2 protein-coding genes and 1 tRNA gene are annotated in these 3,483 nt (G+C 66.2%); all 3 read left to right on the forward strand.

Annotated features, from left to right (window positions below; translation table 11 throughout):
• Window positions 1-226 precede the first annotated feature (226 nt).
• The gene (locus tag R5W23_RS05805; RefSeq protein ID WP_261190058.1) at window positions 227-1,711 is read left to right on the forward strand and encodes a HEAT repeat domain-containing protein; all 1,485 of its coding nucleotides are present in this window, start codon (window positions 227-229) and stop codon (window positions 1,709-1,711) included.
• Between the two features lie 199 nt (window positions 1,712-1,910).
• Complete coding sequence (locus tag R5W23_RS05810) at window positions 1,911-2,891, forward strand: ADP-ribosylglycohydrolase family protein (protein ID WP_320685517.1); 981 nt, start codon at window positions 1,911-1,913, stop codon at window positions 2,889-2,891.
• A gap of 517 nt (window positions 2,892-3,408) precedes the next feature.
• A tRNA-Gln gene (locus R5W23_RS05815) sits at window positions 3,409-3,479 on the forward strand.
• Window positions 3,480-3,483 lie beyond the last annotated feature (4 nt).

The following is a 3,483-nucleotide window of genomic DNA, read 5'->3' on the forward strand; positions in this document are numbered from 1 at the left end:
GGGGGCGGGGGCCCCCCCCCCCCCCCCCCCCCCGCGACCGGGGGGCGTTGGACGCGGCGCAGTGCGTGGGCCATGTTTCCCGGCGCGAGTGCAAAGTTAGAGAGAAATCCGCATGGCGGCTCGCGCCGGGGCGACGCCGCCATGAATCGTTCGCGAGCCGGTTGCGGACACCTTGACCCGGCGGGTACGATTGAATCGCCTTTGCACATCATCAAAGGGGCACAACATGAGGCGGTTGTTCGCGGTGCTCGGAACCTGCGGGCTGGCCATCGGGATCGCAACCGCCGCCGATCCGCCCCCGGTCGTCACCGTGCCGCAACTGATCGAGCGGCTCGGGGTCGGCGACTTCCACGAGCGCGAGGCCGCCACGGCGGCACTTCACAAAGCCGGCCCGGGTGCGATCCCGTTGCTCCGCGAGGCCCTCAAATCCGACGACCCGGAGGTCCGGCAGCGGGCCGCAGGGGTTCTGTTTCGGCTCCAGCGGACCGCCGAAAGTACGGCAATGCTTGCGCCGAAGAAGCTGCGCCTGACGTACCGCGCCACGCCGCTGGGGACCGCGGTCAACGACCTGAGTACGCGCACCGGGGTCCGAATCGTGTTGGACGTCGGCCGTATTGCCAACCCGCTCCGCACGGTCACCTGCGAGACCGGCGAGTTGCCGGCGTGGGAGGCGATCGAGCGGTTTTGCGCAGCCGCCGGGCTCGAAGAGGTACACAAGCTCGAACTCGAACTGCCAAAACCGCCACAAGGACGCCGCGGTTACGTGTCGCTGCCGCAGCCGCCCAGTGCGGACGCGATCCCGGTCACCCTTGCGGACGGAACGGCGCGACTGGCCGGCGGGCGCGACACCGCGGTGCGCGTGACGGCTCTGCCGCGAACGTTCCCCGGCCACCGGGTCACTCTGGGGACCGGAGAAACGACATTGTGCTTCGACATCGCCCCCGCACCGGGTTTGAACTGGCAGGACGTTGTCGCGGTGCGGGTCCATAAGCTCATCGACGACGCCGGCCGCCCGGGCTCCGGCGGGTCGGTGCCCCCGCCCCCGGCGCCGGGCGGGGGCGAAGTCGTCGTCGCTTGGGGCGGCGGTGCCCCGGGCGGTGCCTTCATGCCCGCGGTCGGGGCCGCCCGGTTCGATTCGCGCACCGGCCAGCCGCTCCTACCGGACACGGTACCGAACCCGCGCGTCGTTCCGGTCCCGCTGAAACTCGGCACCCCCACCGCGAAGAGCATCAAACGCCTCGAAGGGTGCGTCGTCGGGGAAATCCACGTTCCGAGCCAATCGCTCATCACGATCCCCGACCCGGCAAAGCAAGTCGGGCGTGCGTTCGACGGGCCGGGGCAGACGCGTCTGACGGTACTGTCGATGAGCGAAAAGGGTAACGTCGTCACCGCGCGGGTGGCGCTCCAGTACCCGTCGCCGTGGGTGTCAAGCGCGCGCCGTGGGCGAAACCCGGGCGGGTTGTGGCCGGAAGCGCCGCGCGGGCCGGGCATGTCCATGACCGTGCAGGCGCTCGACGCGAGTGGCAAAGTGGCGCCCTACCAAACCTTCAACGTCGACTTCAGTGATTCGGGTGACGGCGGGCAGGTGCTCGTTCAGCACCTCGACCTGGGGTTCCGGAACACGGGCGCCCCCGCGAAGCTGGTGCTGGTCGGCCCCCGCCCCGTTGTCGTCGAGGTGCCGTTCGTAATGGAAAACGTGCCGCTGCCATAGGCATTGGGGTCGTGCACGCGGTGCCGCCATGCGCTCGCCGACTGCATGGGCCGCGCTCGCGGCGCCCGGCCGACTCTGACGGATTCCATAACACGCCCGCACCCGGCGCTTCGACCAACGAGTGCTGCACGGCTCCGTTCGACAGTGACCGGCGCCGGAAATGAACCACTCACCCTCTTCGTGTGCCCGTGGGCTCACCATGAGCGACCTACGCCCTACCGACCACGCGGACCGAATGAAACGCGCCGCGCTGGCCCTCACGGGGCTTTCCGTGGGCGACGCCTTGGGCGAAACGTGCTTCCAGGCTCACAACTACGAGGCGGTCCTCGAAGACCCGCGGGCCACCGCCAGGGGTCCCTGGCCGTTCACCGACGACACCGCGATGGCGCTCAGCCTGTATGAGGTGCTGGACGAGTGCGGCCGGGTGGACCAAGATCGGCTCGCGCAGCGGTTCGCGGCGCGGTACAGGGCACAACCGTGGCGCGGGTACGGCGGCGGTGCACACCGCCTCTTGCAGCAGATCGGAAACGGGGTCCCCTGGCGCACCGCGGCCGAGGTCGTCTTTCCGGGCGGATCGTTCGGCAACGGAAGCGCGATGCGCATCGGCCCGCTTGCGGGGTATTTTGCCGAGGACGGATACGACGTGATCGCGGAGCAGGCGCGACTGTCCGCGGAGGTAACGCACCTCCACCCGGAAGGCATTGCGGGCGCGATCGCAGCGGCCGTCGCCGGCGCAGTCGCGTGGCGAAACCGGGACCGCCACGCAGGTGAGGCCGCCCGCCATGAACTATTCGACGCGGCCCTCGCGCACACGCCCCCGAGCTTGGTTCGCGCGGGCATCGGGCGGGCGCGCAACCTCACGTTCGACTTTTCCACAGAACCTGTTGTGAAACTGCTGAATCACGGGTTCATGGTCGTTCCGTTTGATATGTCGGTAGAGCCGATTGTGCGCGCGCTGGGGAACGGCTCTCAAATCTCGTGTCAGGACACGGTGCCGTTCTGCCTGTGGGTGGCGGCATCGCACTTGCACGACTACGAGCAGGCCGTTGTGCGAACAATCCGTGCCCGTGGCGACATTGACACCAATTGCGCGATCGTGGGTGGCATCGTAGCGCTTGCAACGGGCAAATCCGGTGTTCCAAGTGACTGGCTCGCCGACCGCGAAGAACTCGTGATCTAAACTTTACGCGGCCAGCGATGGGACCTCGTCAAGCCCCTGAAAGCTTGCGCGTCGCGGTGACACCAACGCCTCGGTGTGCGGTTCTGTGTTGGCTTGCGTGCCGTAATGGCGGTCTTGAATGCGGCGAAGTTAGAGAGGTAATTACCATATGCGTTCTTCTACCTGAGGCACCGCGACCGGCGTTCGATCAAATTTGGGTCCGGTGAGTCGCTGAAATGCTACGCGAGACGTTCGGATCGCATCGGCGCATCCGAAGCACCAACTCATTGTCTCAACTATACTTCCGTTGAGACTTATGGAGGTTGAGTTCCCGGATTGTGACACTCTGGGCGCGAGCGGCCGTACTCCAATGCAGGACCTCGAAGGCGGTCGCGTACTCCTTGTATTTGCCATAAGAATTGCAAACACAAGGAGCACGTCATTTCGACTTGGTGCTGCCGCTGTGTCTAAACCGGCCCCTTGCCAGTATTGGTGCTGAGCGTTATAGTAACAACAGGCTTCTGGTCTGAAGCGACTTTGGGGAATGGTGTAACGGTAGCACGAGTGACTCTGACTCACTTAGTTATGGTTCGAATCCATATTCCCCAACTTA

The sequence above is a fragment of the Gemmata algarum genome, from assembly GCF_034097035.1.
GTDB lineage: Bacteria > Planctomycetota > Planctomycetia > Gemmatales > Gemmataceae > Gemmata > Gemmata algarum.